The sequence below is a fragment of the Streptomyces sp. NBC_01591 genome, assembly GCF_035918155.1.
In the GTDB taxonomy this organism is placed as follows: Bacteria; Actinomycetota; Actinomycetes; order Streptomycetales; family Streptomycetaceae; genus Streptomyces.
Map to the genome: position 1 here is coordinate 5,173,385 of NZ_CP109327.1, position 22,800 is coordinate 5,196,184.

Annotated in this window: 26 protein-coding genes; 18 read left to right on the forward strand and 8 right to left on the reverse strand. The window is 69.2% G+C overall.

The annotated features are described in order from the left end of the window. Positions 1-67 precede the first annotated feature (67 nt). The gene (locus OG978_RS24205; RefSeq protein WP_326767216.1) at positions 68-817 is read right to left on the reverse strand and encodes a Crp/Fnr family transcriptional regulator; all 750 of its coding nucleotides are present in this window, start codon (positions 815-817) and stop codon (positions 68-70) included. A 381-nt stretch (positions 818-1,198) separates the two neighbouring features. On the opposite strand from OG978_RS24205, the gene rpsL reads away from it, so the two are divergent. The 4 genes from rpsL to tuf all read left to right on the forward strand — a co-directional run bounded on the left by rpsL (position 1,199) and on the right by tuf (position 5,562). Further along, the gene (rpsL, locus tag OG978_RS24210) at positions 1,199-1,570 is read left to right on the forward strand and encodes a 30S ribosomal protein S12 (protein WP_003948652.1); all 372 of its coding nucleotides are present in this window, start codon (positions 1,199-1,201) and stop codon (positions 1,568-1,570) included. Positions 1,571-1,572: 2 nt separating this feature from the next. Beyond that, positions 1,573-2,043 carry a 30S ribosomal protein S7 gene (gene rpsG / locus OG978_RS24215; protein WP_072485550.1) on the forward strand — a complete coding sequence of 157 codons (471 nt, stop codon included), beginning with the start codon at positions 1,573-1,575 and terminating at the stop codon, positions 2,041-2,043. A gap of 38 nt (positions 2,044-2,081) precedes the next feature. Beyond that, complete coding sequence (fusA, locus tag OG978_RS24220; protein WP_326767217.1) at positions 2,082-4,208, forward strand: elongation factor G; 2,127 nt, start codon at positions 2,082-2,084, stop codon at positions 4,206-4,208. Positions 4,209-4,368: 160 nt separating this feature from the next. After that, positions 4,369-5,562 carry an elongation factor Tu gene (gene tuf, locus OG978_RS24225; RefSeq protein WP_266913357.1) on the forward strand — a complete coding sequence of 398 codons (1,194 nt, stop codon included), beginning with the start codon at positions 4,369-4,371 and terminating at the stop codon, positions 5,560-5,562. Between the two features lie 122 nt (positions 5,563-5,684). Here tuf and OG978_RS24230 read toward each other — a convergent pair whose 3' ends face one another. The 5 genes from OG978_RS24230 to OG978_RS24250 all read right to left on the reverse strand — a co-directional run bounded on the left by OG978_RS24230 (position 5,685) and on the right by OG978_RS24250 (position 11,171). After that, complete coding sequence (locus tag OG978_RS24230; protein WP_326770147.1) at positions 5,685-7,736, reverse strand: PIG-L family deacetylase; 2,052 nt, start codon at positions 7,734-7,736, stop codon at positions 5,685-5,687. A gap of 249 nt (positions 7,737-7,985) precedes the next feature. Further along, positions 7,986-8,444 carry a GNAT family N-acetyltransferase gene (locus OG978_RS24235; protein ID WP_326767218.1) on the reverse strand — a complete coding sequence of 153 codons (459 nt, stop codon included), beginning with the start codon at positions 8,442-8,444 and terminating at the stop codon, positions 7,986-7,988. A 144-nt stretch (positions 8,445-8,588) separates the two neighbouring features. Then, the gene (locus tag OG978_RS24240) at positions 8,589-9,473 is read right to left on the reverse strand and encodes a hypothetical protein (protein WP_326767219.1); all 885 of its coding nucleotides are present in this window, start codon (positions 9,471-9,473) and stop codon (positions 8,589-8,591) included. 33 nt (positions 9,474-9,506) lie between these two features. Continuing rightward, positions 9,507-10,475: a helix-turn-helix domain-containing protein gene (locus tag OG978_RS24245; protein ID WP_326767220.1), complete on the reverse strand. Its 969-nt coding sequence runs from the start codon at positions 10,473-10,475 to the stop codon at positions 9,507-9,509. Between the two features lie 204 nt (positions 10,476-10,679). Next, positions 10,680-11,171: an ATP-binding protein gene (locus OG978_RS24250; RefSeq protein ID WP_326767221.1), complete on the reverse strand. Its 492-nt coding sequence runs from the start codon at positions 11,169-11,171 to the stop codon at positions 10,680-10,682. A gap of 141 nt (positions 11,172-11,312) precedes the next feature. On the opposite strand from OG978_RS24250, the gene OG978_RS24255 reads away from it, so the two are divergent. Beyond that, positions 11,313-12,215: a helix-turn-helix domain-containing protein gene (locus OG978_RS24255; RefSeq protein ID WP_326767222.1), complete on the forward strand. Its 903-nt coding sequence runs from the start codon at positions 11,313-11,315 to the stop codon at positions 12,213-12,215. Beyond that, a complete protein-coding gene (locus OG978_RS24260; protein ID WP_326767223.1) occupies positions 12,212-12,421 on the forward strand; it encodes a DUF397 domain-containing protein in 210 nt (69 codons plus the stop codon). Before OG978_RS24255 ends, OG978_RS24260 begins: the two co-directional genes overlap by 4 nt. A 94-nt stretch (positions 12,422-12,515) precedes the next feature. Here the strand turns inward: OG978_RS24260 and OG978_RS24265 are convergent, their stop codons facing one another. Both OG978_RS24265 and OG978_RS24270 read right to left on the reverse strand, forming a co-directional pair. After that, positions 12,516-14,804, reverse strand: a complete 2,289-nt coding sequence (locus tag OG978_RS24265; protein ID WP_326767224.1) for a poly(A) polymerase — start codon at positions 14,802-14,804, stop codon at positions 12,516-12,518. Further along, a complete protein-coding gene (locus OG978_RS24270) occupies positions 14,805-16,475 on the reverse strand; it encodes an RNA ligase family protein (RefSeq protein WP_326767225.1) in 1,671 nt (556 codons plus the stop codon). 567 nt (positions 16,476-17,042) lie between these two features. Here OG978_RS24270 and rpsJ point away from each other — a divergent pair. From rpsJ to rplN, 12 genes are all read left to right on the forward strand, one after another. Next, complete coding sequence (rpsJ, locus tag OG978_RS24275; RefSeq protein WP_003948644.1) at positions 17,043-17,351, forward strand: 30S ribosomal protein S10; 309 nt, start codon at positions 17,043-17,045, stop codon at positions 17,349-17,351. 13 nt (positions 17,352-17,364) lie between these two features. Further along, positions 17,365-18,009 (forward strand): 50S ribosomal protein L3, encoded by a 645-nt coding sequence (rplC, locus tag OG978_RS24280; protein ID WP_072485542.1) that lies wholly within the window; start codon positions 17,365-17,367, stop codon positions 18,007-18,009. Between the two features lie 4 nt (positions 18,010-18,013). Next, entirely contained in the window at positions 18,014-18,664 is a 651-nt protein-coding gene (gene rplD / locus OG978_RS24285; protein ID WP_072485541.1) for a 50S ribosomal protein L4, read from the forward strand. Further along, positions 18,664-18,987: a 50S ribosomal protein L23 gene (gene rplW, locus OG978_RS24290; protein WP_014154589.1), complete on the forward strand. Its 324-nt coding sequence runs from the start codon at positions 18,664-18,666 to the stop codon at positions 18,985-18,987. The genes rplD and rplW overlap by 1 nt, the downstream gene beginning before the upstream one ends. A 39-nt stretch (positions 18,988-19,026) precedes the next feature. Further along, the gene (gene rplB / locus OG978_RS24295) at positions 19,027-19,863 is read left to right on the forward strand and encodes a 50S ribosomal protein L2 (protein ID WP_124716938.1); all 837 of its coding nucleotides are present in this window, start codon (positions 19,027-19,029) and stop codon (positions 19,861-19,863) included. A 12-nt stretch (positions 19,864-19,875) separates the two neighbouring features. Continuing rightward, positions 19,876-20,157, forward strand: a complete 282-nt coding sequence (gene rpsS / locus OG978_RS24300) for a 30S ribosomal protein S19 (RefSeq protein WP_003966956.1) — start codon at positions 19,876-19,878, stop codon at positions 20,155-20,157. Positions 20,158-20,200: 43 nt separating this feature from the next. Then, entirely contained in the window at positions 20,201-20,548 is a 348-nt protein-coding gene (gene rplV, locus OG978_RS24305) for a 50S ribosomal protein L22 (protein ID WP_004571827.1), read from the forward strand. Then, positions 20,548-21,390 (forward strand): 30S ribosomal protein S3, encoded by an 843-nt coding sequence (gene rpsC, locus OG978_RS24310; RefSeq protein ID WP_093540760.1) that lies wholly within the window; start codon positions 20,548-20,550, stop codon positions 21,388-21,390. Before rplV ends, rpsC begins: the two co-directional genes overlap by 1 nt. Positions 21,391-21,395: 5 nt before the next feature. Beyond that, positions 21,396-21,815 (forward strand): 50S ribosomal protein L16, encoded by a 420-nt coding sequence (gene rplP, locus OG978_RS24315; RefSeq protein ID WP_014047785.1) that lies wholly within the window; start codon positions 21,396-21,398, stop codon positions 21,813-21,815. Beyond that, the gene (gene rpmC / locus OG978_RS24320) at positions 21,815-22,039 is read left to right on the forward strand and encodes a 50S ribosomal protein L29 (RefSeq protein ID WP_015035581.1); all 225 of its coding nucleotides are present in this window, start codon (positions 21,815-21,817) and stop codon (positions 22,037-22,039) included. The genes rplP and rpmC overlap by 1 nt, the downstream gene beginning before the upstream one ends. After that, positions 22,039-22,323, forward strand: coding sequence for a 30S ribosomal protein S17 (rpsQ, locus tag OG978_RS24325; RefSeq protein WP_073786784.1), 285 nt, complete (start codon positions 22,039-22,041; stop codon positions 22,321-22,323). Before rpmC ends, rpsQ begins: the two co-directional genes overlap by 1 nt. Before the next feature lie 107 nt (positions 22,324-22,430). Continuing rightward, positions 22,431-22,799 (forward strand): 50S ribosomal protein L14, encoded by a 369-nt coding sequence (gene rplN, locus OG978_RS24330; RefSeq protein WP_003966950.1) that lies wholly within the window; start codon positions 22,431-22,433, stop codon positions 22,797-22,799. The last annotated feature ends 1 nt before the right edge of the window (position 22,800 follow it).

The window sequence follows — 22,800 nt, forward strand, 5'->3', positions numbered from 1 at the left end:
CGAGTGTGACCGTGTGCACAGAGTCGTCTGCGGCCGCGCTTCCTCCGCAGAGCGCGCGGAACCTGCTCTACGGAGGGAGCGGGGCTTCGTGGCGGACGACCGGTCGGGCAGAGTCCTGCGCCCGGGCGATCCGGCGGAGCGCGTCCGGCCGCACGATCACCATCGCCCGCCGCCCTGTCAGTACGATGCCCCGTTCGCGCAGGTCCTTCAGCAGCCGCTGGACCATTTCCCTGGAGGCACCGACCGCCCCGGCCAGCTCCTGTTTGCTGAGCGGTATGTCGAGTTCGATGCCTTCATCCGTACGGCCGCCGTGGGTGTGCGCCAGATCCAGCAGCAGAACGGCGAAGCGCTCCCGTACCGTCATCGCCGCGAACTCCAGGCTGCGCCGATCCGCAGCGCGCGTACGGTCGGCGGTCAATGCCAGGAGCGTGAGCGAGACCTTGGCGGAGCCTGCCACGAACGCGCGGAACTTCTCGTGCGCCACGACCACGGCCCGCACGGGGGAGAGCGCGGTCACCGTCGCCGAGCGTGGCCGGCCGGTCAGCGCGGCCGACTCGCCCACGATGTCGCCGGGGCCGCGCAGGGCGTGCAACGCCTCGTAACCGTTCGGCGCGGACGTGGTGACCTTCGTCCAGCCGTTGACGATCAACAGGACGTACGCGGACGGTTCGTCCTGCCTGAGCAGCGGGGCCCGGGAGGCGAAACTCAGCTCGCGGCCCAGTCCGAGGAGGGACACCCGGTCCTCGCGCTCCAGGCGGGCGAGAAAGGGCACCCGGTCGTCGAGCCCGTCGCCATCGGGTATGTACGCCGCCGCCATCCCGTCCCCCGATCGTCCACCGCGCGGTTCAATGTACTGAGGACGCGTATGACCGGACCGACAAGGTTGTTTTCCTGCCGTGCGTCCGCGGCCGGCTGTCTCAATTCCGTTGGCCGTGAGCTGCGGAAGTCCGGCGTGTCGTGGCGGACAGCATTTGTTTTGACCGGAGTCGACGAGGTAGGTACGCTCAGACCTTGTGCCTGGGGTGTGCCTGGGCTCGTGTGCGTGTCCTCAACCGCATGGCGAGTCCGTCAGTGGCTACCGCAATCTGCGCTCCTTCTGCCTTGCGGCAGGAGCTTGCAGTATTCGACACACCCGACCGCGTGGGTCGGTGACGTTCCAGGTTAGTTTCACGAACGGCACACAGAAACCGGAGAAGTAGTGCCTACGATCCAGCAGCTGGTCCGGAAGGGCCGGCAGGACAAGGTCGAGAAGAACAAGACGCCCGCGCTCGAGGGTTCGCCCCAGCGCCGCGGCGTCTGCACGCGTGTGTTCACGACCACCCCGAAGAAGCCGAACTCGGCACTCCGTAAGGTCGCGCGTGTGCGTCTGACCTCCGGTATCGAGGTCACGGCCTACATCCCGGGTGAGGGACACAACCTGCAGGAGCACTCCATCGTGCTCGTGCGTGGTGGCCGTGTGAAGGACCTGCCGGGTGTTCGTTACAAGATCATCCGTGGTTCGCTCGACACCCAGGGTGTCAAGAACCGCAAGCAGGCCCGCAGCCGCTACGGCGCCAAGAAGGAGAAGTAAGAATGCCTCGTAAGGGCCCCGCCCCGAAGCGCCCGGTCATCATCGACCCGGTCTACAACTCTCCTCTTGTCACCTCGCTGATCAACAAGATCCTGCTGGACGGCAAGCGTTCCACCGCCGAGCGGATCGTGTACGGCGCCATGGAGGGCCTCCGCGAGAAGACCGGCAACGACCCGGTCATCACGCTGAAGCGCGCGCTTGAGAACGTCAAGCCCTCGCTCGAGGTCAAGTCCCGCCGTGTCGGTGGCGCCACCTACCAGGTGCCGATCGAGGTCAAGCCCGGTCGCGCCTCCACCCTCGCGCTGCGCTGGCTCGTGGGTTACTCCCGCGCCCGCCGCGAGAAGACCATGACCGAGCGCCTCATGAACGAGCTGCTCGACGCCTCCAACGGTCTTGGCGCTGCCGTCAAGAAGCGCGAGGACACCCACAAGATGGCCGAGTCCAACAAGGCCTTCGCGCACTACCGCTGGTAGTCGCTACCCACATCGAGACCGAGAGAAGATTGAGCCTTATGGCCACCACTTCGCTTGACCTGGCCAAGGTCCGCAACATCGGGATCATGGCCCACATCGACGCGGGCAAGACGACCACCACTGAGCGGATCCTGTTCTACACCGGCGTCTCGTACAAGATCGGTGAAGTCCACGACGGCGCTGCCACGATGGACTGGATGGAGCAGGAGCAGGAGCGCGGCATCACGATCACGTCCGCCGCGACGACCTGCCACTGGCCGCTCAATGATGTTGACCACACCATCAACATCATCGACACCCCGGGTCACGTCGACTTCACCGTCGAGGTGGAGCGTTCGCTCCGCGTCCTCGACGGCGCCGTCACCGTGTTCGACGGTGTGGCGGGCGTCGAGCCGCAGTCCGAGACCGTCTGGCGTCAGGCGGACCGCTACGGCGTGCCGCGTATCTGCTTCGTCAACAAGCTCGACCGCACCGGTGCCGACTTCTTCCGCTGCGTTCAGATGATCACGGACCGCCTCGGCGCGACCCCGATCGTCATGCAGCTCCCGATCGGTGCCGAGGCCGACTTCACGGGTGTCGTCGACCTCGTGACGATGAAGGCGTTCGTCTACCCCGTCGAAGCGACCAAGGGCGAGGCGTACGACATCGTCGACATCCCCGCGGAGCTCGCGGAGAAGGCCGAGGAGTACCGCGGCAAGCTCATCGAGGCCGCCGCGGAGAACGACGAGGCGCTCATGGAGCTCTACCTGGAGGGCGAAGAGCCTTCCGCGGAGCAGCTCTACGAGGGCATCCGTCGCATCACCATCAACTCGGGCAAGGGCGGCGAGACGACCGTCACCCCCGTGTTCTGCGGCACCGCGTTCAAGAACAAGGGCGTCCAGCCCCTGCTCGACGCCGTCGTGCGCTACCTCCCCTCCCCCCTGGACGTCGAGGCCATCGAGGGCCACGGCGTCAAGGACCCGGAGGAGGTCGTCAAGCGCAAGCCGTCCGACGACGAGCCGCTCGCGGCCCTCGCGTTCAAGATCATGAGCGACCCGCACCTCGGCAAGCTCACCTTCGTCCGGGTCTACTCGGGCCGCCTGGAGTCCGGCACCTCGGTGCTGAACTCCGTCAAGGGCAAGAAGGAGCGCATCGGCAAGATCTACCGCATGCACGCGAACAAGCGTGAGGAGATCGAGTCGGTGGGCGCCGGCGACATCATCGCCGTCATGGGCCTGAAGCAGACCACCACCGGTGAGACGCTGTGTGACGACAAGAACCCGGTCATCCTGGAGTCCATGGACTTCCCGGCGCCGGTCATTCAGGTCGCCATCGAGCCCAAGTCCAAGGGTGACCAGGAGAAGCTGGGTGTCGCCATCCAGCGCCTCTCCGAGGAGGACCCGTCCTTCCAGGTGCACTCCGACGAGGAGACCGGCCAGACCATCATCGGTGGTATGGGCGAGCTTCACCTCGAGGTGCTCGTCGACCGCATGAAGCGCGAGTTCCGCGTCGAGGCCAACGTCGGCAAGCCCCAGGTCGCGTACCGCGAGACGATCCGCAAGGCCGTCGAGCGCATCGACTACACCCACAAGAAGCAGACCGGTGGTACCGGTCAGTTCGCCAAGGTGCAGATCGCGATCGAGCCCATCGAGGGCGGCGAGGCCTCGTACGAGTTCGTCAACAAGGTCACCGGTGGCCGCATCCCCCGTGAGTACATCCCCTCGGTGGACGCGGGTGCTCAGGAAGCCATGCAGTTCGGCATCCTGGCCGGCTACGAGATGGTCGGCGTCCGCGTCATCCTTCTCGACGGTGGCTACCACGAGGTCGACTCCTCCGAGCTGGCGTTCAAGATCGCCGGTTCGCAGGCGTTCAAGGAGGGTGCCCGCAAGGCGTCCCCCGTGCTCCTCGAGCCGATGATGGCCATCGAGGTGACCACGCCCGAGGACTACATGGGCGATGTCATCGGTGACATCAACTCCCGCCGTGGCCAGATCCAGGCCATGGAGGAGCGCAGCGGCGCTCGCGTCGTGAAGGGCCTCGTGCCCCTCTCGGAGATGTTCGGCTACGTCGGAGACCTCCGCAGCAAGACCTCGGGTCGCGCAAGCTACTCGATGCAGTTCGACTCCTACGCCGAGGTTCCGCGGAACGTCGCCGAGGAGATCATCGCGAAGGCCAAGGGCGAGTAACTCTCCCGAGCTCACGCTTTAGGCTTGTCACCGGAGCCTGGTGGGGCATTCGTCGCAGAGCGGAAGTTTTGCGCCGAATGCCCCCGGCTCCGGCATCCCAGCAAAGATCACCTGGCGCCGATGAAGCAAGGCGTACAGAACCACTCCACAGGAGGACCCAGTGGCGAAGGCGAAGTTCGAGCGGACTAAGCCGCACGTCAACATCGGCACCATCGGTCACATTGACCACGGTAAGACGACCCTCACGGCCGCCATTACCAAGGTGCTGCACGACGCGTACCCCGACCTGAACGAGGCCTCGGCCTTCGACCAGATCGACAAGGCTCCCGAGGAGCGCCAGCGCGGTATCACGATCTCGATCGCGCACGTCGAGTACCAGACGGAGTCGCGTCACTACGCGCACGTCGACTGCCCGGGTCACGCGGACTACATCAAGAACATGATCACGGGTGCCGCGCAGATGGACGGCGCCATCCTCGTGGTCGCCGCCACCGACGGCCCGATGCCGCAGACCAAGGAGCACGTGCTCCTGGCCCGCCAGGTCGGCGTTCCGTACATCGTCGTCGCCCTGAACAAGGCCGACATGGTGGACGACGAGGAGATCCTGGAGCTCGTCGAGCTCGAGGTCCGTGAGCTCCTCTCCGAGTACGAGTTCCCGGGCGACGACCTGCCGGTCGTCAAGGTCTCGGCGCTCAAGGCGCTCGAGGGCGACAAGGAGTGGGGCCAGACCGTCCTCGACCTGATGAAGGCCGTCGACGAGAACATCCCGCAGCCCGAGCGTGACGTCGACAAGCCGTTCCTGATGCCGATCGAGGACGTCTTCACGATCACCGGTCGTGGCACCGTCGTCACCGGTCGTATCGAGCGTGGCATCCTCAAGGTCAACGAGACCGTCGACATCGTCGGTATCAAGCAGGAGAAGACCACCACCACGGTCACCGGCATCGAGATGTTCCGCAAGCTGCTCGACGAGGGCCAGGCCGGTGAGAACGTCGGTCTGCTCCTCCGTGGCATCAAGCGCGAGGACGTCGAGCGCGGCCAGGTCATCATCAAGCCCGGTTCGGTCACGCCGCACACCGAGTTCGAGGCCCAGGCCTACATCCTGTCGAAGGACGAGGGTGGCCGTCACACCCCGTTCTTCAACAACTACCGCCCGCAGTTCTACTTCCGTACCACGGACGTGACGGGCGTGGTGACCCTTCCCGAGGGCACCGAGATGGTCATGCCGGGTGACAACACCGTCATGACGGTCAACCTCATCCAGCCGGTCGCCATGGAAGAGGGCCTGAAGTTCGCCATCCGTGAGGGTGGCCGGACCGTGGGCGCCGGCCAGGTCACCAAGATCGTCAAGTAATTACCTGACTGTCTGACCTGGTTGCTCCGCACAGAGCACCGAGAAGGGCCCCGGCCCGCCGCGCGAGCGGTGGACCGGGGCCCTTCTTCATGTCCGGGCGCAATGCCTGGGCAGGTTCTCGTTCAGGGGCGCCAGAGCCAGGGCAGGGCGTCCGGCCCCAGGGCCACCACCGTCGGCCGTCCGTCCTTCCCGACGTGCAGGGCCGGCCCGTCCAGCGCCACCGGTCCGTGCCGCCGTACGAAGAGCCCGCCGGGCGTACGGAGCTGGACGAGGCCCTCGGCGGTGCGGCCGAGCAGCACCGGGGCGCCCGGCGGCCCGGCGGCGGCCACCGGCCCGTACCCGTCGAAGCCCGTCCGGTCGCGGACCGGGCGCCCGTATCCGTCGATCCCGGTCTCGTCCGCCGTCTCCCCGGTCCGTACGGTCGTCAGGGCGGCCTTCGCCGCCGCGCGGTAGAACAGCCCGATGCTCCCGTCCGCCCCCGGCAGCGCGGCCGGCCCGTCACCGGGCACCGGCACCCCGGTGATCTGGGTGCGCGCGGTCAGCGCGTCGCCGGGCGCGTCCTGCGTCCAGTGGTGCACCGCGAAACGGCCCGCCGCGAAGACATGGACCCGGCCCTCGGCGTCCACCACGGCACTCAGCCCGTCCTGGATCTCGCCGCCGCCCATGTCCAGCCACCCGCTCCACCGGCCGGCCGTGTCCCGTACCCGGGTACTGACACCCTTCTCCGCGTTCCGTACGAAGAGATGCACCCGCCCGTCGGGCGCGGCGACCGCGACCGGGACACCGATCCGGCGCCCGCCGTCGTGCCCGCGCACCGGGTTCCCCAGCCCCTGCCAGGCTCGGAAGGCACCGCCGGGGGAGCGCTGCTCCAGCGCGACGATCTCGCGCTCGTTGTCCGCACCGTGCCCGCCGATCGCCGAGAACCGCAGCCCGAAGAGCAGATGGCGCCCGTCCGGCAGCGTCGCGCTGCCCAGGACCGGTGCGAGCGGGCCGCCGCCGAGGTCGTCCGGCGCGTCCCACACCCCGCTGCCCGGTGCGCTCTCGCGCCGGCGCACCGCCCGCAGGCCCAGCACCCCGTACGTGACGAGCCGGCCGTCCGGTTCGGTGGCGAGGGCGGGCCGGGGGCCCGGGTAGCGGTAGTGGGTGGACCGTACCCAGCCCTTCCGGTTGGTCAGCGGCCGGTCGCCGCCCACGTTGTAGTCCCCGCAGCCCGCCGGGTTGCCGCACTGCCAGTCGGCCGAGCCGCCGTACGGCACCAGGTGCGAGGCCTTCTCGGCGAGCACGGCGGGCGGCAGGTTCTTCGGCCAGTGCCGGTTGTAGTAGGCCCGGAACGCCGTGGTGGCGAAGCTCGGCACCTCACCGCCGCCCCGGGTGGCCCCTGCCACCCACCGGATCAGCGACGCCCAGGTGAACAGCGCGGCGGCGGTGTGGTCGGGGTGGTCGGAGTAGCCGTGCTGCTCGCTGTCCCGGCGCCGGACGGCCTCGCTGCTGTGCTGGATGTCGGGGTCCGGGTCCAGGGTGTGCAGGATGCTCGGCCGGTACCGGTCGAAGAGCCCGACCAGGACATCGATCAGCCCGTCGTAGGTGTACGAACCCGCCTTCTCCAGCGGGGAGCCGTCGGCGACGACGGTCGGCAGGACCAGGCGCCGGTCCTGCCAGAGGCTGGGCAGTCCGAGACGCCCGTACGAGGTGTGCATGGCGGTGTTGATGAAGATCAGCTCGACCCTGCGGCCGCGGTTGCCGAGGGTGTTGAGCTCGGCGCGGTGGCCGCCGTGCAGCTCGATGACGGACTTCTGCCACGGGGTGAACCTGCCGAGGCCGAGCAGTGTCGCGTACGCCTGGCGGAGCCCCTGGTGACGCGAGGAGGAGTACGCGGCCTTGTCGGGTGCGGGCAGCGGTCGGCCGGGTATTCGATTTATGCCGGTGGCCTCACCGCCGGTCAGATAGACGCAGACCAGCGGGGTCCCGGAGTCGAGGGCCTGCTGGGTGTCCGGGTTCATGAAGTACAGGTCGTCGTCCGGGTGGGCGAGGATCTGCATCATCAGGGCCGGGTGCGAGGTACTGATCGGCATTCCGGGCATCGGGTCCGCGGCGGGATCGCGGCGGCGGGGCGGTGAGGGCGCCGTGCAGGCGGTGAGGGCCGCCAAGCCGGTCGCGCCGGCCGCCGCCGTCATCAGAGTGCGCCGCGGCAATCCCGTGCGGGATGCGCGCGGCGCGGGTCGATCCGTCACACCGTGCTCCGTCCGTTCCCCCGCAGCGGGCGGCTGGGCGGCCCTGTGCTGCGTGCTGATCGCGTGCAGGCCGCGGCGGAAGGGGCGCGAGCCGCTGCTGCGGGGGGATAGACGGGGATTCCCGGGGGCGGGTTGCCTGGGTGTGCCCGGGTGTGACCAGGGACGGTTCAACGCGAGGGTGCCCGGGACGGTTCAACTCGCCGGTGTACGCACCATGAACACATCGATCGGGTCCTGCCGCTCCTCGGTGAACCCGTGCCGTTCGTAGAGCGCGCGGGCGGCGCTGCCCTGCAGCACGTCCAGCCGCACGGTCACGCCTTCCTTGTCGGCCCGCGCGAGCAGCGTACGGAGCACCGCGGTGCCGATCCCGCGCCCCTGGAGGGCGGGGGAGAGGTAGAAGTTCTCCAGCCACAACCCGTCCTCGACCGGGCGCAGCGTGACGCAGCCCGCGAACTCCCCGTCCACGACCACGAGCGAGGAGTGCTCCGGCGCGTAGACGTCGCGCAGCCTCTGGCGTACGCGGTGCTCGTCGTAACGCCCGAGCCGCTCCAGGTCGGGACGCATCACGGTGGCCCTGAGCTCGGCTATGGCCTCGACGTCCTCGGGGCGGGCCGGGCGCAGGGCCCAGGTCGTGGTGGTGTTCGTTGTCATGGTCGGATTCTCGCAGGGCCGGTGGCGCGGGTTCTCGGCGGTCACCGCAGCTCAGGCGCCCACGAAGGTGGGCTTGTACCTGTGGGGGAGCCGGTGAACGGGTTGCGGGCCTGTGGGTAGGCGGGGCGCAGCCACCGGGATGAGCTACTCCTCGGTGAAGATCTCCTCGGCAGAGGTGGCGGTGACGGCTCGCATGAGCCACCGGCGCAGAGTCTCGGGGTCGCCGCAATCGGTGATCCGCTCGCGAACCTTGTCGGGAACGGCGATGCGGCGCTGTTCCAGTACGAGCAGGATGTCCTCGGCGCGGCCTTGCGCCCGGCCTTGCGCGCGGCCTTCGTCCCGGATTTCTTCCGACATGAAGGACTTGTAGAAGGAGAGGTCCACGGCCACCAGGTTCCTCCAGTGCTGTGCGGCCGGGCGGTTGCCCAGGCCCTGTGCGGTGAGTTCGACGATGGGGTCGGCGATTGCTTCCGGTGTGTCCCGCAGTGCGGCGGACAGGGTTTTCAGTATGGCACCGACGTCCGGATTGTCGGCGTGTGTGATGGCGGCCAGGGTGGCGAGCGCGAGGTCCTTGCGAGCCTCGGCCACATCGGTGATGACCGGCATGTTGTGCGGTCCCGCGACGAGGGGGTGCAGGGTGAGTGTCTGCCATTGCCGGACGCCGATGGAGATGGGGCGTGCGGCCCAATCGGCGGTGGCGCGGTCCTGGCAGACGACCAGTAACAGGACGGGCAGCCCGTATCTGTTGTGGAGATAGCTGACGTAGTACGGCCAGCTGGCGGTCTTGCGCGGGTCCTTCTTGCCCTGGGCCTCGATGGCGAGGACGAAGGGCCCGTCGTGCTCTGTTTCGATGCGCAGGAGGGTGTCCACCCGGCGTTCGACGGGACGGGCTTCGGTGAGGTCGGTGGGCAGCGCGGTGGCCGAGGTGGGTGGCGGGATGTCGACTCCGAGCACTTCGGAGACGCGGGAGAAGAGGCCGGGGTACTCCTGGAAGATGCGGTGCATTGCCTCGTGGGGCGAGCTGACCATTCAGATCCGTTCGGGTTGTGGGTGATGTTCCAGTCAGGCGGCTGTGTGGAGGTCTGACCGGCAGTCGCGGCAGTGGCCTGGGTGGCGGGAGCGGAAGGCGCGGTCGCAGCGGTCGCAGTTCTGGAGCGGGATGACGATGACGCCGGGGCGTGTGAGTGCGATGTCCTGGGCTCCCGGTAGCGGTGGTGGCAGGAGTGCCGTGATCCGGTGGCGCAGGAGCTTGGCCGGGTGTTTCAGGGGGTTCGGGAGGTCGGTGGTGAGGGCGTGGCGGATGGTGTCGGGGTGGGCGTCGTGTTCGAGCCAGGTGGCGACGCCGGGGGCGAGGGCGTGGATGTCGCTCTCGGAGAGGACGAGTTGAGGTGCGTGGCGGCGCAGGTCGGCGAGGAGTGCGGTGGCCGCGCGCTGGAGCCCCGGTGTGAGCTCCTGTGGCTGGGGGAGCGGCGGAGGCGGCGTCGTGCGCGCGGTGGGGGCCGGTACCAGGACGGGGGCGGGCTGTGGCAGCGGCTGCGGTTGCGGTTGCGGTGTGAGCGCCGGGGCGGGGCGCGGTTCGGGGGCGGCCTCGCGTGGTGGCTGTGGGGCTGCCGGTTTGCTGCGCCTGGTCCGGGGCTGAGGGGCTGCGACGGCGGACGCGTCGGTGCTCGGCTGGTTGTACGAGACGGTGCGGGTGATGATGCGGCCGTCGGGGAGGCGTACGCGGCTGCGGTGGAGGTAGCCGTGGGCTTCGAGTTCGCGCAGGGCGGCGGCGATGCGGGTTTCGCTCTCGGGGAAGCGTTCGGCGAGGTGTTTGATGCTGATCCTGGCTCCGGCGGGGAGCGACTGGATGTGGGCGGCCAGTCCGATCGCGGCGAGGGAGAGTCCGCGGTGCTGGGCGAGGTGGTTGCCGATGACGGTGAAGCCAGCGGCATGCCGGAAGTTGATGTGGATGACACCGGATGACGGTGTGGCGTCTCCGGGTACGGGGGATGGACCGCGCGAGGGCGCGGTAATCTGCGAGGTACCCATCGGGAAGCTCCTACTTCCTCGGTGGTCAGGCCCCCGGTTGAGAGTGCGAATCTCGGTCGGGGGCCGTCGCATGTCTGGAGTTGTCGCGGCGAGCATATGCCAGCCAACCCGTATGAAATCCAGCTCAGTTGCCCCATGTCACCCGCGTGAGTGACGGGGTCGGGTTTGGGTGGGGAGGGTAATTTCCCCAGGTTCTTTAAGGCTTTATGCGTCGTGGAACGCGGGGACGTGGTGCACCGGGTCGTGGGTTTCCGCGACCCGGTGGAGCGGTCGCGGTACGAGGTCGAGTTCGGCCCAGACGGTCATGTGCGGGACGGGTCCCACGTCGATGCCCCAGCGGTCGGCGAGTGCCTCGACGATCAGCAGGCCGCGCCCGCTCTCCGCGTGCTGGTCGGGGGTGGATGCGACGGGTAGTTGCTCGCCCCGGGTGTCGGTCACCTTGATCCGCAGGAGCCCGTCGCGGTGGGCGGTGAGGCTGAGTTGGAAGTCCCGTCCGGATGCGCGGCCGTGGACGGCGGCGTTGGCGGCCAGCTCGGCGACGATGTGCGCAGCGGACTCAGGAGGAAGCCCCCAGTCGCCCAGATGCGCCATGGTGAGCAGACGGGCGAGCCGCGCGCCCCGGCGGGTGGGGGAGAGCAGCACGGTGAACTGCCGGGTGGGAGCGGAATGTTCGGTTCGGGTGATGTGTTGGTTCACGTCGCTCAGCGTGGCCGTGGCGTGCGTACCGTGAACAGCGGCGAGCCGCTTGCGTACGGCGATTGTCCAGGGCTTGTCCAGTGCTGTCCCGGCTGTCCGGGGTGACGTGCTGGGGACGACCAGGGTTGGGCCAGGAACGGCATGCACATCGGAAGTGGGGCACGGAAGAGCGTGGATGAGACCGGTACGGAACGTGGCGACGCCGGGGCGGACGAGCCGGGCTGGGACGTCGACCCGGACGACGAGTCGGGCGTGGCAGTGCTCGCCGCGGTGGGCCGCCAGATCAAGGCATGGCGGGAGGCGGCCGGGCTGCGGGCCGGCGAGTTCGGGGCCGCGATCGGGTACGGGGAAGACCTGGTCTACAAGGTGGAGGGCGGGCGGCGCATCCCCCGGCCGGAGCTTCTGGACAGGGCGGACGAGGTGCTCGGGGCGGGCGGGAAGCTCGCGGCGATGAAGCAGGACGTGGCGGAGGTCCGGTACCCGAAGAAGATCCGGGATCTGGCGAAGCTGGAGGCCAAGGTCGTCGAGCTGGAGGCGTATCACCACCACAACATCAACGGCCTGTTGCAGACCGAGGAGCATATGCGGGCCCTGTTCGCGTCGTGGTTGCCCGCCTACACGCTGGATGAGATGGACCGCGTGGTGGCCGCTCGCATGGCTCGACGATCCATCTTCGATCGAGATCCCCTTCCGTCGCTGAGTTTTGTCCAGGAGGAGGTGACGCTTCGCCGTCCGGTCGGAGGCACAATGGTGTTGCGCCGACAACTCGAACACCTCTTGGAAGTAGGGCGGTTGCGGAATGTGGCGATCCAGGTGATGCCGACCAACCGCGAGGAACATCCTGGGACGGGTGGACTGATCGAGGTGCTGAAGTTCCCCGACGGCAGTGCGGTGGGGCGTTCCGAGGGCGCGTTCGGTGGCCGTCCGGTCTCCGACCCGAAGCAGCTCAGGATCCTTGGGTTGCGCTATGGGATGATCCGGGCCCAGGCTCTTACGCCACGGGAGTCGCTGGCCTTCATCGAGCAAGTGCTGGGAGAGACATGATCGACAAGCCCTCTGCCGGGGACGCTTCCGAGCTGGAGTGGTTCAAGAGCAGTTACAGCAGCAGTGGCGACGGCAACGACTGCGTCGAGGTCGCGTCCACCCCGGGCGCGGTGCTCGTGCGCGACTCCAAGAACGTGCAGGGGGCCCGGCTCGCTTTCGCCTCAGGCGCTTGGGCGGGCTTTGTCTCGTACGCCGCCGGGCACTGAACCCACACGCACTCGCGCCCCCGAGCCCGGTTGATGCCGGACCGGGGGCGCGCTGCTGTCGGGAGATCCCGTCCTGGGGGCGTCGTCCAGTCCGTCAGAGGGCGAAAGCCGGGTCTCCGGTCGGCCGGAGATCGGACAGTTCCACCCGGGCCAGCGAGGCGTCCGGGATGCCGCGCAGGAGCTCCGCCCCGATCTTCGCCAGCCGGTGCCCGTCGGGCGGCGTAGCGCCCAGGCCGATCGCGTATCCCGCCAGACCGTCGGCGGTGAGCGGGCGCGGCCAGATACGGGAGTCCGGGGCGCCCGCCCCGGCGAGGGCGGCGGCTGTGGCGAGGAGACGGCCGCGCAGCCGCCCCTCGTCGGGGCCGGGCCGCACGGAGGCGAGGGCCCAGGCGGTGTGCTGCGCGTGCAGCGGCGGTGGGGCGCAGAGCAGGGCGTGCGGTACGGGGTCGGAGTCGTCGGCGGACTCCAGGATCTCCCAGGCGCGGAAGAGTTCCTCGGCGACGAGGTCGCGGCCGGCGGGGGAGACCTGCGGGGTGCAGGAGCGGACGGGGGCGGTCGGGGTCAGCACGGTGAGGGGGAGTCCGCCGGTCCCGGCGGTCGCGCCTGAGCCGCCGGTGCCGCCCGTCCCGCCGGAGCCGACCGCGCGGTCCCAGTCCCAGGTGGCCCAGGCCGCGAAGAAGTGCCTGAGCAGGGGGAGCGGCGGCAGGTCGCCAGACTCGTGGGCGGTACGGGCCGCCAGCACGGACCAGGCGAGGCCCGGCAGTCCACCGCACGGGGCGGAGTCCAGCCCGCGCGCCCGCGCCCAGGCCTTCACCGCGCGGGCGAGCCGGGTGAACGCCGCCCGGTGCGGGTCCGCCGCCGCGAGCACGGCCTCCGCGTCGCTCACCGCGCTGAGCGCCGTGGCCGCCGCCTCGCCCAGCTCGGCGCGCCGGGCCACCGCCTCGGCCGGGGGCAGGCCGCCCGTCGCCACGGTCACCAGGTCCACCCGCAGGCCGCCGAGGGCGAAGCGCAGGCCCGGTACGCGGGCACCGGTCACCTCGCGCAGGCCGACCGCGTCCGGCAGGGCGGCGGCCAGTCGCTCCCGCACCCCCGGCAGATCCACGGCGCCGGGCAGCGCCGCGACCAGGTCCACATCCGCGCCGGGCAGCGCACAGCCCATCCGCCGGGAGCCGACCAGGTGGACGCACCCTTCGTGCAGGGCGGCGGCCACCCGGCGCACGGCATCGGCCGCGCACGCCTCCTCCGCCTCGTCTTCCGCGGCGAGCGCCGCCGACACCGCGTCGGCGGCCAGCTCCACGCGTACCCCGAAGTGGTCCGAGACGTACAGCCCGTCCGGCGCCGGCACGTCGCCCAGCAGCACCGCCGAGGCGGGCCGCAGCCGCTCCGAGCGGACCAGCACCCGGTCCAGCCGGGACACCCGCCCGGTCAGCGAGGAGACGGCGGCCAGCGGGTTGACCGACGGGTCGAAGGTGGGCGTCCGGTCGTCCGCGCCGTGCACCTGGCTCCAGGCGTCCGCCATCCCCAGCCGGTCCTGCGGCGTGTCCCCGCCGTCGTTGAAGTCGCCGAGCAGCGTCACATCGCCCTCGACCGCCGCCAACCCCGGTGCCAGATCGGCCAGTTCGGCATCGCGCCGAAGGGCGCCGTCGGCCGAGTGGTCACTGCTGAGATGGGTCACCGCGACCGTGACCGGTCCCTCCGGGCCGTCCACGACGACCGCCGCGACCGCCTTGTGCGGGCCGAGGGCATGCAGGCCCGCCTCGCGCACGGGGACCCTGCTGAGCAGCAGCAGCCCGCAGTCGGTGACGTCCCGGCCCGCCGGGTCGGCCCAGAGCGTGTAGCCCTCGCGGACCCAGGGCGCCGCCAACAGCAGGGCGAGCAGGGCGGGTTCGGCCTCCTGGAGGGCGATGACGTCGGCGTCCGCGGCGCGCAGGGCGTCGAGCAGGAGCGGCCGGCGCCGGGCGGTGTCGATGCGGTCGCTGTCGTAGCGGTCCCAGAGGGTGTTCCAGGTCAGCAGCGTGAGCGAGGCGGGCGGCTCGGGCGTCGGCGCGTCCTCGGGCATGGGCGTCCAGGCCGCCTCCGGTGCGGAGTACGCGTGCGGCGTGCGGGAGATGAAGTACGGGGACGGCAGCCGGCGCGGGGCACGTACCCGCCCGGCGTCCGTCGCGTCGATCCGGTCCATGCCCGAGGACCGGTCCCAGACCAGCTCACCGTCCGCCTCGAAGAACAGCACCCGGTGCCAGGGGATGTCCCCGCCGGGCGTGAAGCGGGGCAGCGGCACCCGCTTGGGCACGGTCCCGCGCTGCGCCACGCCCATCACGAAGCGCGCCGGGTCGAACCGGGTGTCCCAGCGGACACGGTGGTAGATCTCCTCGCTGGTACGCATCTACGCACTGTCCTCCACGGTTCCGCTCGCGCCGATGTACCAGGTGCGGTGTGCCTGGCCGGGGTACGGGGGAACGAATCTGTGCAGCTGCGAGGTCAGCACCTCGGGCGGTACGGGGTGGCTGCGGCGTTCGTTGCGGCGGATCAGCTCCGCCTCGTCGACCAGGGCCACGGCGTGGGTGAGCAGCGCGTCCCTGCGCCGGGCGACCCCGTGCACCAGGGAGCGCTGGTGCGCGTTGAGGGAGGTGGCGTCCCAGACGACCGTGGAGCCCGGGGTGAGTGCGGCGTCCAGCCGGTCGAGCCCCTCGCGCAGCACGTCCACGTTGGCCTTCTGGTCGGCGCGCGAACCCCGGGCCTGGCGCAGATCGTCGAGCGAGAGGTACGTGTCGACGCCGGGCAGCGCTCGCGCGAAGGTGCTCTTGCCGCTGCCGGACGGGCCGACCAGATGGACAAGGCGCGGGAAGTCCCCGGACCGCCAGCGCCAGGTCGCGGCAACCGCCTCCTCGGCGGTGGTGACCCGGCCCAGGGCGTACGCCTCGCGGGCCTGCGCCAGGCAGCGGTCGGCGGCGTCCGGTTCCAGATCCGTGAACGCCTCCCGCAGCCCGGCCGGTTCCGCCAGGTCCTCCGCGTGCAGCGCCGACCACTCCACCTGCTCGCGCGCCTCGGCGGTGTCCGCCACCGTGGCGGCCAGCGCGTGCAGCAGCGGCAGATCGGCGGCGAACGACATCCGGACCAGTCCGGTGCGACGCTCCTCGTCCGGGTACGGGCGGTGCAGCCCGGGGTGCAGTCCGACGAGGTCCGCGACGCGGCGGGCGAGCGGCATCCCCAGCGCCGGTGCCAGCGCGGGCGCGAGTCCGGTGCGGCGGGAACCGTGCAGCAGCGCGGCCAGCACCCCGGTCAGCCGGTCCTCGCCCGTCCGGCCCAGCGCGTCGAGGGCGTCTCCCATCGCGGCGGCGGCCCCGGCGTCCCCCGCCTCCGTGCCCGTGGCGGCGGCCAGTGCCGCCGCGTCGACCGGAGCTCCGGACCGTACGGCCCACAGGGCGGCGGCCGGGCCGAGCCCGTTCTCCACGACGGCGGCGTGCATCCAGTGCGTATCGGTCTGTACGTGACCGGGCCGCACCCACTTGGCCACCAGGCGCCCGAAGTCCGGTGCGCCGAAGCCGTCCACGGGCCGTACGACGTACCCCTCCTGGCGCCCGGTGTCCGGCTTCAGCGCCCGCAGCGCCTTCTCGGCGCGGGCGTCGAAGGTGCCGCGCCACAGCACGGGCGGCACCGGTATCCCCAGATCCCGCAGGAACGCCACGGTCCGGTCCCAGCCCAGGCAGCGCTCCCCGTCCCAGACGGAGAAGCCGTAGAAGAAGCTCTCCAGGCCGTCGTACGGGATCGAGTGGCGCGCGAACATGTTCTCGCCGCACACCCGCCACCCGTCGGGGATCCGCGCCCCGATCCGGCCCTGGAGCGCCTTCACCCAGCCCCGCGAGGGATGGTGCGCGGAGTCGAGGGAGCGGGCGTGGAGCCCGTCCGCGTAGAGCGTGGTGTTCTCGCCGTCCAGCTTCTCGGTGACGACGACCTCGCGGCCGGTCAGCGCGGAGAGATCCGCGATCCGTACGTCGTCCGAGGTGGCTCCGGGGGACCAGGGCAGATGCGCGGTGCGCGGATAGTGCGTACGCATGATCGATGCCCCTGGAGACGACGGTTTGCCCGGCCGGTCACTCTAGGGCCTGTCCGGCGGATCAGGGTCGGACAGGCCCTAGGCACGGGGGTGCGCACCGCTCGACCCAATTACTGCGCACCGCTCGACCCGATTACGATGAGCGCGCCCGGCACGGCTCCCGCTGAGCGCCCGCGTTTGACCGAGCGACCACGCGGGGTAAGATCCTCCGCCCGATTGGCCAGGCTCACGCCCCGTATGGCACACTGACCAGGTTGCTCGGTTGAGTGTCAATGCTGCGCGCCTCCCGCCGGGAGGACCGGAAGCGAGTCCCACAGTACTCGTCGACCCCTTGCGGGTCGGACGTACGGGAATCTTCCGGGAAGCGTCAGTGGGGCACCGGCCAGGCACCCGGTGGGTGTTTCGCCCCCGGTCCTGCGGTCCTCGGGCCCGCACCCCCTTGGTTGGGAAATCCTTCGGGAGATCTGCGTAGAGGGGATGCGACACGCCCGACCGCGTGGGTCGGAGGTGGAGTCGTTAGAACTCCCGGGTTCCAGAGCGTTATGAGAGACAGGACTACTAGTAGCCATGGCGGGACAGAAGATCCGCATCCGGCTCAAGGCCTACGACCACGAGGTCATCGACTCCTCGGCGAAGAAGATCGTCGAGACGGTGACCCGCACTGGTGCGTCGGTCGCGGGCCCGGTGCCGCTGCCCACTGAGAAGAACGTGTACTGCGTCATCAAGTCGCCGCACAAGTACAAGGACTCGCGCGAGCACTTCGAGATGCGCACGCACAAGCGCCTCATCGACATCCTCGACCCCACGCCGAAGACGGTTGACTCGCTGATGCGTCTCGACCTGCCGGCCGGCGTCGACATCGAGATCAAGCTCTGAGGTGACGCGCGAGATGGCTAAGAACATTAAGGGCGTCCTGGGCGAGAAGCTCGGCATGACCCAGGTCTGGGACGAGAACAACCGGGTCGTCCCGGTGACCGTCGTCAAGGCCGGGCCCTGCGTCGTCACCCAGGTCCGCACCAACGACAACGACGGCTACGAGGCAGTCCAGATCGCCTTCGGCGAGATCGACCCCCGCAAGGTGAACAAGCCCCTCAAGGGCCACTTCGCCAAGGCCGACGTGACCCCGCGCCGCCACCTGGTGGAGCTCCGCACCCCTGACGCCAGCGAGTACACGCTGGGCCAGGAAGTCACTGCCGAGGTGTTCGAGTCCGGCGTCAAGGTTGACGTCACGGGCAAGAGCAAGGGCAAGGGCTTCGCCGGTGTGATGAAGCGTCACAACTTCAAGGGTGGCAAGGCGTCCCACGGTGCCCACCGTGTGCACCGTATGCCTGGCTCCATCGGTGGCTGTGCCACCCCCGGCCGTGTCTTCAAGGGCATGCGCATGGCGGGTCGCATGGGCAACGAGCGTGTCACCACCCAGAACCTGACCATCCACGCGGTTGACGCGGAGAAGGGTCTGCTCCTCATCAAGGGCGCAGTCCCCGGTCCGAACGGCGGCCTCGTCCTGGTCCGTACCGCGGCCAAGGGGGCTTGAGGTAATGAGCACCATTGACATCCTTTCGCCGGCAGGCGACAAGGCCGGTACCGTCGAGCTCCCCGCGGAGATCTTCGACGCGAAGACCAGCGTTCCGCTGATCCACCAGGTCGTCGTCGCACAGCTGGCAGCTGCCCGTCAGGGCACGCACAAGACCAAGACCCGCGGCGAAGTCCGTGGTGGTGGCCGCAAGCCGTACCGCCAGAAGGGCACCGGCCGCGCGCGCCAGGGTTCGACCCGTGCGCCGCAGTTCGCCGGCGGTGGCGTCGTCCACGGCCCGCAGCCGCGTGACTACTCGCAGCGGACCCCGAAGAAGATGAAGGCCGCCGCCCTGCGCGGTGCCCTCTCCGACCGGGCCCGTCACTCCCGCATCCACGTCGTCACCGGCGTGGTCGACGGTGCAGTCTCCACCAAGGCCGCCAAGACGCTGTTCGGCAAGATCTCGGAGCGCAAGAACCTGCTCCTGGTCGTCGACCGTGCCGACGAGGCCGCGTGGCTGTCCGCCCGCAACCTGCCCCAGGTGCACATCCTGGAGCCGGGCCAGCTGAACACGTACGACGTGATCGTCTCTGACGACGTGGTCTTCACCCAGGCCGCCCTCGAGTCCTTCGTGTCTGGCCCCCAGACCGCTGAGACCGAAGGGAGCGACGCCTGATGAGCGAGGCGACCGTTACCAGCAAGACCTACTCGGACCCGCGCGACGTTCTCGTCAAGCCGGTCGTGTCCGAGAAGAGCTACGCGCTGCTCGACGAGAACAAGTACACGTTCATCGTCGCGCCCGGCTCCAACAAGACCCAGATCAAGCAGGCCGTGGAAGCGGTCTTCTCGGTCAAGGTCACCGGGGTCAACACGATCAACCGGCAGGGTAAGCGCAAGCGCACCAAGACCGGTTTCGGCAAGCGCGCTGACACCAAGCGCGCCATCGTGACCCTCGCCGAGGGCGACCGTATCGACATCTTCGGCGGCCCGACCTCCTGACGGAGGTCGAGTCGTCCGGAATCGGACGAGGACTGAGAAATGGGTATCCGCAAGTACAAGCCGACGACCCCGGGCCGTCGTGGCTCCAGCGTCGCCGACTTTGTCGAGATCACGCGGTCCACGCCGGAGAAGTCGCTGGTCCGCCCCCTGCACAGCAAGGGCGGCCGTAACAACGCCGGTCGTGTGACCGTTCGCCACCAGGGCGGTGGCCACAAGCGCGCCTACCGAGTGATCGACTTCCGTCGTCACGACAAGGACGGCGTGCCGGCCAAGGTCGCGCACATCGAGTACGACCCCAACCGCACCGCGCGCATCGCGCTCCTGCACTACGCGGACGGCGAGAAGCGCTACATCATCGCGCCGCGTGGCCTGACGCAGGGCGACCGTGTCGAGAACGGCCCGGCCGCCGACATCAAGCCCGGCAACAACCTGGCGCTGCGCAACATCCCGGTCGGTACGACCATCCACGCCATCGAGCTGCGGCCCGGCGGCGGCGCGAAGTTCGCCCGTTCCGCGGGTGCCTCCGTGCAGCTGCTGGCGAAGGAGGGCACCATGGCCCACCTTCGTATGCCGTCGGGTGAGATCCGCCTGGTCGACGCCCGCTGCCGCGCCACCATCGGTGAGGTCGGCAACGCCGAGCAGTCGAACATCAACTGGGGCAAGGCCGGCCGCATGCGCTGGAAGGGCGTTCGCCCGACCGTCCGCGGTGTCGCGATGAACCCGGTTGACCACCCGCACGGTGGTGGTGAGGGCAAGACCTCCGGTGGTCGCCACCCGGTCTCGCCGTGGGGTCAGAAGGAGGGTCGTACTCGTTCGCCGAAGAAGGCATCGAACAAGTACATCGTCCGCCGCCGCAAGACGAACAAGAAGCGCTAGGAGCGGGTTTAGATGCCGCGCAGTCTCAAGAAGGGGCCCTTCGTCGACGGCCACCTCATCAAGAAGGTGGACGTACAGAACGAGGCAGGCACCAAGAACGTCATCAAGACCTGGTCCCGTCGCTCGATGATCGTCCCGGCCATGCTGGGTCACACCATCGCGGTGCACAACGGCAAGATCCACGTCCCGGTGTTCGTCACCGAGTCGATGGTCGGCCACAAGCTCGGCGAGTTCTCGCCGACTCGCACCTTCCGCGGCCACGTCAAGGACGACCGGAAGTCGAAGCGCCGCTAACCGCGGGGTGGAAACGACTATGACTTACACCGAAGGGACAACCATGGAAGCCAGGGCCCAGGCGCGGTACATCCGCGTCACGCCCATGAAGGCCCGCCGCGTGGTGGACCTCATCCGTGGCATGGATGCCACGGAGGCTCAGGCGGTCCTGCGTTTCGCCCCGCAGGCCGCGAGCGTGCCGGTTGGCAAGGTGCTGGACAGCGCCATCGCCAACGCCGCACACAACTACGACCACACCGACGCCTCTTCGCTGGTCATCAGCGAGGCGTACGTGGACGAGGGCCCGACCCTGAAGCGGTTCCGTCCGCGTGCTCAGGGCCGTGCCTACCGGATCCGTAAGCGGACCAGCCACATCACCGTGGTCGTCAGCAGCAAGGAAGGAACCCGGTAATGGGCCAGAAGGTAAACCCGCACGGGTTCCGGCTCGGCATTACCACGGACTTCAAGTCCCGTTGGTACGCCGACAAGCTGTACAAGGACTACGTCAAGGAAGACGTCGCCATTCGTCGCATGATGACGAAGGGCATGGAGCGGGCCGGCATCTCGAAGGTCGAGATCGAGCGCACCCGCGACCGCGTCCGCGTTGACATCCACACCGCCCGCCCGGGCATCGTCATCGGTCGCCGTGGCGCCGAGGCCGACCGCATCCGTGGCGAGCTGGAGAAGCTGACCGGCAAGCAGGTCCAGCTGAACATCCTCGAGGTCAAGAACCCCGAGGTGGACGCTCAGCTGGTGGCCCAGGCCGTCGCCGAGCAGCTCTCCTCCCGCGTCTCCTTCCGTCGTGCCATGCGCAAGAGCATGCAGAGCTCGATGAAGGCCGGCGCCAAGGGCATCAAGATCCAGTGCGGTGGCCGCCTCGGCGGCGCCGAGATGTCCCGCTCGGAGTTCTACCGCGAGGGCCGTGTGCCCCTGCACACGCTCCGCGCGAACGTCGACTACGGCTTCTTCGAGGCCAAGACGACCTTCGGCCGCATCGGTGTGAAGGTCTGGATCTACAAGGGCGACGTCAAGAACATCGCTGAGGTCCGCGCCGAGAACGCCGCTGCCCGCGCCGGTAACCGCCCGGCCCGTGGCGGCGCTGACCGCCCGGCCGGCCGTGGTGGCCGCGGTGGCGAGCGTGGCGGTCGCGGTCGCAAGCCGCAGCAGCAGTCGGCTCCGGCTGCCGAGGCCCCCAAGGCCGAGGCTCCCGCCGCTGCCGCTCCGGCTGCCGAGAGCACCGGAACGGAGGCCTGACCGAAATGCTGATCCCCCGTAGGGTCAAGCACCGCAAGCAGCACCACCCGAAGCGCAGCGGTATGTCCAAGGGTGGCACGCAGGTTGCGTTCGGCGAGTACGGCATCCAGGCGCTGACCCCGGCGTACGTGACGAACCGCCAGATCGAGGCTGCTCGTATCGCGATGACCCGCCACATCAAGCGTGGCGGCAAGGTCTGGATCAACATCTACCCGGACCGTCCCCTGACGAAGAAGCCGGCCGAGACCCGCATGGGTTCCGGTAAGGGTTCTCCCGAGTGGTGGATCGCGAACGTCAAGCCGGGTCGGGTGATGTTCGAGCTGTCCTACCCGAACGAGAAGATTGCTCGTGAGGCGCTTACCCGCGCTGCTCACAAGCTTCCGATGAAGTGCCGGATCGTTCGGCGCGAGGCAGGTGAGTCGTGATGTCGGCCGGTACCAAGGCGTCCGAGCTGCGCGAGCTGGGCAACGAGGAGCTCCTCAACAAGCTCCGCGAGGCCAAGGAAGAGCTGTTCAACCTCCGCTTCCAGGCGGCGACCGGGCAGCTCGAGAACCACGGCCGGCTCAAGTCCGTCCGTAAGGACATCGCCCGGATCTACACCCTGATGCGCGAGCGCGAGCTGGGCATCGAGACGGTGGAGAGCGCCTGATGAGCGAGAAGACTGTGACTGAGACCAACACTGACCGCGGTTTCCGCAAGACCCGTGAGGGTCTGGTCGTCAGCGACAAGATGGACAAGACCGTCGTCGTCGCTGTCGAGGACCGTGTCAAGCACGCGCTGTACGGCAAGGTCATCCGCCGTACGAACAAGCTCAAGGCGCACGACGAGCAGAACGCCGCCGGCGTCGGCGACCGCGTCCTCCTGATGGAGACCCGGCCGCTGTCCGCCACGAAGCGGTGGCGCATCGTCGAGATCCTCGAGAAGGCCAAGTAATTCCTGAGGGGCACTCCCCTCAGGCAAGTTCCGCCAGGCTCGGTGGGGGCCCGCTCCGGTGACGGAGTGGCCCCCGCCGGGAACCGGCAGACGATCAGGAGATAGACGTGATCCAGCAGGAGTCGCGACTTCGCGTCGCCGACAACACGGGTGCGAAGGAAATCCTCACCATCCGTGTTCTCGGTGGTTCGGGTCGCCGCTACGCGGGCATCGGTGACGTCATCGTCGCCACCGTCAAGGACGCGATCCCCGGTGGCAACGTGAAGAAGGGTGACGTCGTCAAGGCCGTCATCGTTCGCACCGTCAAGGAGCGTCGCCGTCAGGATGGCTCGTACATCCGCTTCGACGAGAACGCCGCCGTCATTCTGAAGAACGACGGTGACCCCCGCGGCACCCGCATCTTCGGCCCGGTGGGCCGGGAACTGCGCGAGAAGAAGTTCATGAAGATCATCTCGCTCGCGCCGGAGGTGCTGTAAG

Bases quoted from the DNA above. Each gene is read 5' to 3' on its own strand.
- rplP (WP_014047785.1), top strand. From the start codon at position 21,396: ATGCTGATCCCCCGTAGGGTCAAGCACCGCAAGCAGCACCACCCGAAG.
- rpsC (WP_093540760.1), top strand. From the start codon at position 20,548: ATGGGCCAGAAGGTAAACCCGCACGGGTTCCGGCTCGGCATTACCACG.
- OG978_RS24265 (WP_326767224.1), bottom strand. From the start codon at position 14,804: ATGCGTACCAGCGAGGAGATCTACCACCGTGTCCGCTGGGACACCCGG.
- OG978_RS24260 (WP_326767223.1), top strand. From the start codon at position 12,212: ATGATCGACAAGCCCTCTGCCGGGGACGCTTCCGAGCTGGAGTGGTTC.
- rpsG (WP_072485550.1), top strand. From the start codon at position 1,573: ATGCCTCGTAAGGGCCCCGCCCCGAAGCGCCCGGTCATCATCGACCCG.
- OG978_RS24240 (WP_326767219.1), bottom strand. From the start codon at position 9,473: ATGGTCAGCTCGCCCCACGAGGCAATGCACCGCATCTTCCAGGAGTAC.
- OG978_RS24230 (WP_326770147.1), bottom strand. From the start codon at position 7,736: ATGACGGCGGCGGCCGGCGCGACCGGCTTGGCGGCCCTCACCGCCTGC.
- rpmC (WP_015035581.1), top strand. From the start codon at position 21,815: ATGTCGGCCGGTACCAAGGCGTCCGAGCTGCGCGAGCTGGGCAACGAG.
- OG978_RS24255 (WP_326767222.1), top strand. From the start codon at position 11,313: ATGCACATCGGAAGTGGGGCACGGAAGAGCGTGGATGAGACCGGTACG.
- rpsQ (WP_073786784.1), top strand. From the start codon at position 22,039: ATGAGCGAGAAGACTGTGACTGAGACCAACACTGACCGCGGTTTCCGC.
- OG978_RS24205 (WP_326767216.1), bottom strand. From the start codon at position 817: ATGGCGGCGGCGTACATACCCGATGGCGACGGGCTCGACGACCGGGTG.
- rplV (WP_004571827.1), top strand. From the start codon at position 20,201: ATGGAAGCCAGGGCCCAGGCGCGGTACATCCGCGTCACGCCCATGAAG.
- rpsJ (WP_003948644.1), top strand. From the start codon at position 17,043: ATGGCGGGACAGAAGATCCGCATCCGGCTCAAGGCCTACGACCACGAG.
- rplC (WP_072485542.1), top strand. From the start codon at position 17,365: ATGGCTAAGAACATTAAGGGCGTCCTGGGCGAGAAGCTCGGCATGACC.
- rpsS (WP_003966956.1), top strand. From the start codon at position 19,876: ATGCCGCGCAGTCTCAAGAAGGGGCCCTTCGTCGACGGCCACCTCATC.
- rplW (WP_014154589.1), top strand. From the start codon at position 18,664: ATGAGCGAGGCGACCGTTACCAGCAAGACCTACTCGGACCCGCGCGAC.
- rplB (WP_124716938.1), top strand. From the start codon at position 19,027: ATGGGTATCCGCAAGTACAAGCCGACGACCCCGGGCCGTCGTGGCTCC.
- rplD (WP_072485541.1), top strand. From the start codon at position 18,014: ATGAGCACCATTGACATCCTTTCGCCGGCAGGCGACAAGGCCGGTACC.
- OG978_RS24245 (WP_326767220.1), bottom strand. From the start codon at position 10,475: ATGGGTACCTCGCAGATTACCGCGCCCTCGCGCGGTCCATCCCCCGTA.
- OG978_RS24235 (WP_326767218.1), bottom strand. From the start codon at position 8,444: ATGACAACGAACACCACCACGACCTGGGCCCTGCGCCCGGCCCGCCCC.
- OG978_RS24270 (WP_326767225.1), bottom strand. From the start codon at position 16,475: ATGCGTACGCACTATCCGCGCACCGCGCATCTGCCCTGGTCCCCCGGA.
- fusA (WP_326767217.1), top strand. From the start codon at position 2,082: ATGGCCACCACTTCGCTTGACCTGGCCAAGGTCCGCAACATCGGGATC.